This window comes from Frankia sp. CgJB1, from assembly GCF_977947065.1.
This window is the reverse complement of record NZ_CDWTNB010000222.1, coordinates 1-5,861: the sequence shown is the minus strand read 5'-3', so window position 1 is coordinate 5,861 and position 5,861 is coordinate 1. Positions and strand designations below refer to the sequence as shown.

General features: G+C 72.3%; 5 protein-coding genes and 1 pseudogene. 4 read left to right on the top strand and 2 right to left on the bottom strand.

Features of this window, described 5'->3' with window-relative positions:
• The first annotated feature begins 142 nt into the window (after positions 1-142).
• From dnaK to AC08OT_RS18570, 4 genes and pseudogenes are all read left to right on the top strand, one after another.
• Positions 143-2,100 (top strand): annotated as a pseudogene (dnaK, locus tag AC08OT_RS18585) (molecular chaperone DnaK).
• 323 nt (positions 2,101-2,423) lie between these two features.
• A complete protein-coding gene (locus AC08OT_RS18580) occupies positions 2,424-2,831 on the top strand; it encodes a nucleotide exchange factor GrpE (RefSeq protein WP_476594286.1) in 408 nt (135 codons plus the stop codon).
• 63 nt (positions 2,832-2,894) lie between these two features.
• The gene (locus tag AC08OT_RS18575; RefSeq protein WP_476603107.1) at positions 2,895-3,290 is read left to right on the top strand and encodes a DnaJ domain-containing protein; all 396 of its coding nucleotides are present in this window, start codon (positions 2,895-2,897) and stop codon (positions 3,288-3,290) included.
• Positions 3,173-3,835: a DnaJ C-terminal domain-containing protein gene (locus tag AC08OT_RS18570; RefSeq protein ID WP_476603106.1), complete on the top strand. Its 663-nt coding sequence runs from the start codon at positions 3,173-3,175 to the stop codon at positions 3,833-3,835. The genes AC08OT_RS18575 and AC08OT_RS18570 overlap by 118 nt, the downstream gene beginning before the upstream one ends.
• 243 nt (positions 3,836-4,078) lie before the next feature.
• Here the strand turns inward: AC08OT_RS18570 and meaB are convergent, their stop codons facing one another.
• Together meaB and AC08OT_RS18560 are read right to left on the bottom strand one after the other, a co-directional pair.
• Positions 4,079-5,128 carry a methylmalonyl Co-A mutase-associated GTPase MeaB gene (meaB, locus tag AC08OT_RS18565; protein ID WP_476603105.1) on the bottom strand — a complete coding sequence of 350 codons (1,050 nt, stop codon included), beginning with the start codon at positions 5,126-5,128 and terminating at the stop codon, positions 4,079-4,081.
• 32 nt (positions 5,129-5,160) lie between these two features.
• The coding region (locus AC08OT_RS18560; RefSeq protein ID WP_476603104.1) for a cobalamin B12-binding domain-containing protein at positions 5,161-5,861 on the bottom strand (701 nt) is incomplete at its 5' end.

Here is a 5,861-nt window from a genome sequence, read left to right as displayed (position 1 = left end):
ACTCCGTAGGCAATGCGTTTTGCTGGGCAAATCCTGGACAGATTCCCTGCTGTGGGGTCGGTTTATCCGAGTGAAGCCTGCTCACGGCGTGGGCACGCCCGATTCGTCATATGTGTGAGGTTCGCTTCTGGAGGAGCATTCGATGGCGAAGGCAGTCGGCATTGATCTGGGGACGACCAATTCGGTGATCGCCGCCTGGGAGGGTGGCGAGCCGAGGGTCATCCCGAACGCGGAGGGTGCGCGGACGACACCGTCGGTGGTGGCGTTCACCGAGAGCGGTGAACGCCTGGTCGGGCAGCTGGCGCGACGGCAGGCGATCCTGAACCCGAAGGGCACGATCTACTCGGCCAAGCGGTTCATCGGCCGCCGCTATGACGAGGTGACCGAGGAGGCCAAAGCGGTCGCCTTCGACGTCGTCCCAGGCCCGGAGGGCGCCGCCCGGTTCAAGATCCGGAACAAGCTCTACGCGCCGGAGGAGATCAGCGCGCTGGTGCTGCGCAAGCTGGCCGACGACGCCGGGCGGAACCTGGGCGAGAAGGTCACCGAAGCGGTCATCACGGTGCCGGCCTACTTCAACGACGCGCAGCGCACCGCGACGAAGGACGCCGGCCGGATCGCCGGGCTCTCCGTGCTGCGGATCATCAACGAGCCGACCGCGGCCGCGTTGGCGTACGGGCTAGACAAGAAGGGCCACGAGACCGTCCTGGTCTTCGATCTCGGCGGCGGCACGTTCGACGTGAGCATCCTCGACGTCGGCGACGGGGTGGTCGAGGTCCGGGCCACGGCCGGGGACAGCCACCTGGGCGGGGACGACTTCGACCGCCGGCTGGTCGACTACCTCGCCGACGGGTTCCACCGGGAACAGGGCGTCGACCTGCGCCGGGACCCCCAGGCGCTGCAACGGCTGTTCGAGGCCGCGGAGAAGGCCAAGGTCGAACTGAGCTCGGTCACCCAGACCCAGGTGAACCTGCCGTTCATCACCGCCGACGCCACCGGGCCGCGGCACCTGACCACCACGGTCATGCGCTCCACCTTCGAACAGATCACCGCCGACCTGGTCGAACGGACCATGGGACCGGTCCGCCAGGCGATGGAGGACGCCAAGGTCAGCGCCGACGACCTCGACGAGGTGATCCTCGTCGGCGGAGCCACCCGGATGCCCGCGGTGCAGGCACTGGTCCGGCGGCTGACCGGCGGCAAGGAACCGAACATGAGCGTCAACCCCGACGAGGTCGTCGCACTGGGCGCGGCGATCCAGGCCGGGGTGCTCAAGGGCGAGGTCTCCGACGTGCTCCTGCTCGACGTCACCCCGCTCTCCCTCGGGGTGGAGACCCGCGGCGGCCTGATGACAAAAATAGTCGAACGCAACACCACGATCCCGGTACGACGCTCCGAGGTGTTCTCCACCGCGGAGGACAACCAGCCGGCAGTGGACATCGTGGTACTGCAGGGCGCACGCGAACGCGCCGCCGACAACCGGATACTCGGCCGCTTCCGCCTGGAAAACATCCGCCCGGCGCCCCGCGGCGAACCGCAGATCGAGATCACCTTCGACATCGACGCCAACGGCATCCTCAACGTCACCGCCCGCGACAAGGACACCGGAGCCCAGCAGTCGATCACGATCAGTAAAACCTCCAACCTCCCCAAGGAAGAGGTCGAACGGATGATCATCGAGGCGGAACGTAACCGCACCGCCGACCAGGCGCTACGCGCCTGGTCGACGCCCGCAACGAGCTGGACTCGGTCGCCTACCGCGTCGAACGGCTGCTGGCCGAACTCGGTGACGCCGCCCCGCCACACGAGAAGGCCCGCGCCGACCTACTGGTCACCGACGCCCGCCAGGCCATCAACGAGGAGGCGCCGGTGGACCGGGCCCGCGCCCTGACCTCGGATCTCCAACAGATCTACCACGGCCTGGCCGCCGCCCGCACCGGCCAGGCCGGCCCCACCGAGGGAACCGGCGGCAGCCCGGCCGACACCGCACCGGGCGGCCCGGGCGGCCCGGGCGGCCCACAGCCACCACCCGGCGGCAGCACCCCCGGCGGCGGCACCCCCGGCGACGACGACGTGATAGACGCCGAGTTCGACCGGGGCTGAACCCATGCCGACCGAGACCGACCGATGATGGCGAACGACATGCCGCACGAACAGCACCCAGACCGGACCGGCCACGCCGCCGGCCCCCGTACCGACCGGACCGTGGACCGGAGTAGCGCAGAGGCCACCGCCCGCGCCGGCCCCGTCGGCGCGGACGACCTCCCGACCGAGGCGGTCCTGGACAGTGTGGCGCTCGCCGCTCAGGTGGACGAGCTGACCGACCGGTGGCGGCGGGCCGCCGCCGACCTGGACAACCTGCGTAAACGGACCGTCCGGGAGCTGGAGCGGGATCGGGCCGCCGAACGGGCCCACGCGGCCGCCGCCTGGCCGCCGCCTGGCTGCCGGTCCTCGACCACCTCGACCTCGCGCTCACCCACGCCGACGCCGACCCCGCCTCGCTCGTGGCGGGTGTCCGGACGGTCCGGGACCAGGCCGTGGACGTGCTGGCCCGGCTCGGCTACCCGCGCCACGACGAGGTCGGGGTGCCGTTCGACCCGACCCGGCACGAGGCGCTGACCGCCGTCGAGAAACCGAACGTCCCAGCCGGCACGGTGGTGGCCGTGATCCGTCCCAGCTACGGCGATACCGGACGGCAGCTGCGCCCCGCCGGGGTCGCCGTCAGCCGCCCTCCCGGCGAGCCATCCAGCGAACCCAGCGAACCGCCCGGCGGCGCCCGGCAACCAGGCGAGACCGGCCCGGACCCGGGCGGCGCCGGCGGGCCTGCGGAGTGACCGGCCGTAGCCCGAGACTACTACCAGCTTCTCGGTGTCGGCCGGGGCGCGAGCGCCGAGGAGATCCAGCAGGCCTACCGCCGCCTCGCCCGCCGTTACCACCCCGACGTCAACCGCGGCCCGGAGGCGGAGGAGCGGTTCAAGGAGATCGGTGAGGCGTACCGCGTGCTGTCCGACCCGAAGACGCGGGCGCGCTACGACCGGTTCGGCGCGGACTTCCGGCGCCTCCCCGAGGACTACGACGAACGGGTGGCCGCCGGGCCGGCCGGGGCTGGAGCCGCACCGGCCGGGTCCGGGCCGAACCGGGCTTTGGCGGCACCGACTTCGCAGACTTCGCCGACATGGGTTTCGGACGTGCCGGCCCCGGTGGCGCGGGCCTCGGCGGGAGCACCGTCGGTGATCTGTTCGGTGATCTGTTCGGTGACCTGTTCGGTGGCCTGTTCGGGGCCCGCGGCGTGACCGGGCCGATCCCCGGCGCCGATCAGGAAGCCGAGCTCGAGCTGACCGTCGAGGAGACCTACCGGGGCGGGCGGCGTCAGATCACCCTCGCCGGCCCCGGCGGCAGCCCACGCAGCTACCAGGTCACCATCCCGCGGGGGGTGGTCGACGGCCAGCGCATCCGGCTGACCGACCAAGGCAGCCGCGGCAGCAGGCACGGCCAGCCCGGCGACCTCTACCTACACGTGAAGATCGCGCCGCATCCACGTTACCGGCTGTCCGGACGAGACATCCACGTCCCGTTGCCGGTCACCCCCTGGGAGGCCGCCCTGGGCGCCCGGGTCCCGGTCACCACCCCCGGCGGTGAGATCAAGGTGCGCGTCCCGGCAGGATCGTCCAGCGGCCGGCGACTGCGCCTACGCGGCGCCGGCCTACCCAACCCCACCGGCCCACCCGGCGACCTGCACGCCGAGGTGTGCGTGGCGGTGCCGCCGGCCCTGACCGCCCGGGAACGCGCGCTGTTCGAGCAGCTGGCCGCCGTCTCGGCCTTCGACCCGAGAACGTGAACCCGCCCGACACCGCGCGCAGACGCGCCCAGAGGTACAGACACGTGCCCAGAGGTAGAGATGCGTTCAGAGGTTATGTCCCGTCATCGCGGGAAGGTACCGCCACGTGGACGCCAAGCCGAACACCATTTGCCCGACCTGCCACGGTCGGTGCCGCACGGTGTCCCATGTGGCGGGATTCCGGGCCGGCCGGGTTCGGACCGTGCTGGTGATCGACCCCTGCCGCTGCTGCCACGACCGCGGTTACCTGGTTGGTTTCACCGCCCCGGTGTGACCGGCGGCCAGGCCAGCGGCGGCCTGGGCGGCGAGTGCCTCGTCGAGGAGACGATCAGCCGCGGTGTGGGGGTCGAGTCCGCCGGCGACGACCTCGCCGGCGAACTGGTCGATCGCGGCTCCGGACCGCAGGTCCCCGATCCGCTCCCGCAGCCGGGCGAAGGCGATCCGCGAGATCTCGTCGGCCGCGCGCCGACGCCGCCGGCGCTGCAACTGCCCCGTGCGCAGCAGCCAGTCCCGATGGGCCTCGATCGATTTGACGAGCTCGGCCACCCCCTGCCCGGTGGCGGCGACCGTCCGCACGACCTGCGGACGCCGGTCGTCCTCCCCGCGGCCGGCACCGCCCATCCGGAGCATGGCGGTGAGCTCGTTGACCGTCCGGTCCGTACCCGGCCGGTCGGCCTTGTTGACCACCAGCACGTCGGCGATCTCCAGAACGCCCGCCTTGGCAGCCTGGACGCCGTCCCCCATCCCCGGGGCGACCAGGACGAGCGTGGTGTCCGCCAGGGCGGCAATGTCCACCTCGGCCTGTCCCACTCCGACGGTCTCGATCAGGACGACGTCGAACCCGACGGCGTCGAGAACCCGCAGGGCCTGGGGCGTGGCGGTCGACAGGCCGCCGAGACTTCCGCGCGTCGCCAGCGAGCGGATGAAGACGCCCGGATCGGTGGCGTGCTCGACCATCCGGATCCGGTCGCCGAGCAGCGCGCCGCCGGTGAACGGGGACGAGGGATCGACGGCCAGCACGCCGACCCGCCGGCCCGCGGCCCGGTAGGCGCCCACCAGCGCGGAGGTGGAGGTGGACTTGCCGACCCCCGGCGCCCCGGTGAGGCCGATCACCTGCGCGCCCCCGGTGCGGGGCATCAGCAGCTGCTCGATCCGCTGCAGGTGCGGCGAGCCGTCCTCGACCATGGAGATGAGCCTCGCCACCGCGCGGCGGTTCCCCGCGACGGCGGCGGTGACGAGTTCGGTCACCGACTCGATTGACGAGCCCACCCGGGTACCATCCCCAACCGTCACGGCCACCTCACTGATCGAGCTCGCTGTCAAGCTCACTGATCGAGCTTGTTGGCGGCCCGTACGACGTCGAGGATGCCCCGGATGATGGCGGTGAGCTCGTAGTCCTTGGGCGTGAACACCGCGGCCACCCCGAGTCGGGAGAGCTCGTCCGCGTCCGCCGCGGGGATGATGCCGCCCACGATGACGGGGATCTCACCCGCCCCGGCCGCCCGCAGCCCCGTCAGCACCTGGGGCACCAGGTCGAGATGGGAACCGGAGAGCACCGACAACCCGACGACGTGCACGTCCTCCTCGACAGCCCCGGCCACGATCTGCGCCGGCGTCAGCCGGATCCCCTGGTAGACGACCTCGAAACCGGCGTCACGGGCCCGCAGCGCGATCTGCTCGGCGCCGTTGGAATGCCCGTCGAGGCCGGGCTTACCGACCAGCATCTTCACCGGACGGCCCAGCTCGGACCCCGTGCGCGCCACCCGGGCCCGCAGCTCGTCGAGGGCGGCCCCGCCACCACCGGCGACGGTGGCCTCGCCGACCCCCGTCGGTGCCCGGTACTCCCCGAACACCTCCCGCAGCGTGTCCCCCCATTCCCCCGTCGTGACCCCGGCCCGGGCGCAGGCCAGCGTGGCGGGAACCAGGTTCGCGTCCGTCCCGGCCGCCGCCCGCAGGCCGAGCAGCGCCTCCGTCACCGCCCGGTCGTCGCGGCCGGCCCGCCAGGCCGCCAGCTCCCGCGCGGGTC

Excerpts from the sequence above, each read along its gene's own strand:
- AC08OT_RS18570 (WP_476603106.1), top strand. The coding sequence starts at position 3,173 with ATGGGTTTCGGACGTGCCGGCCCCGGTGGCGCGGGCCTCGGCGGGAGC.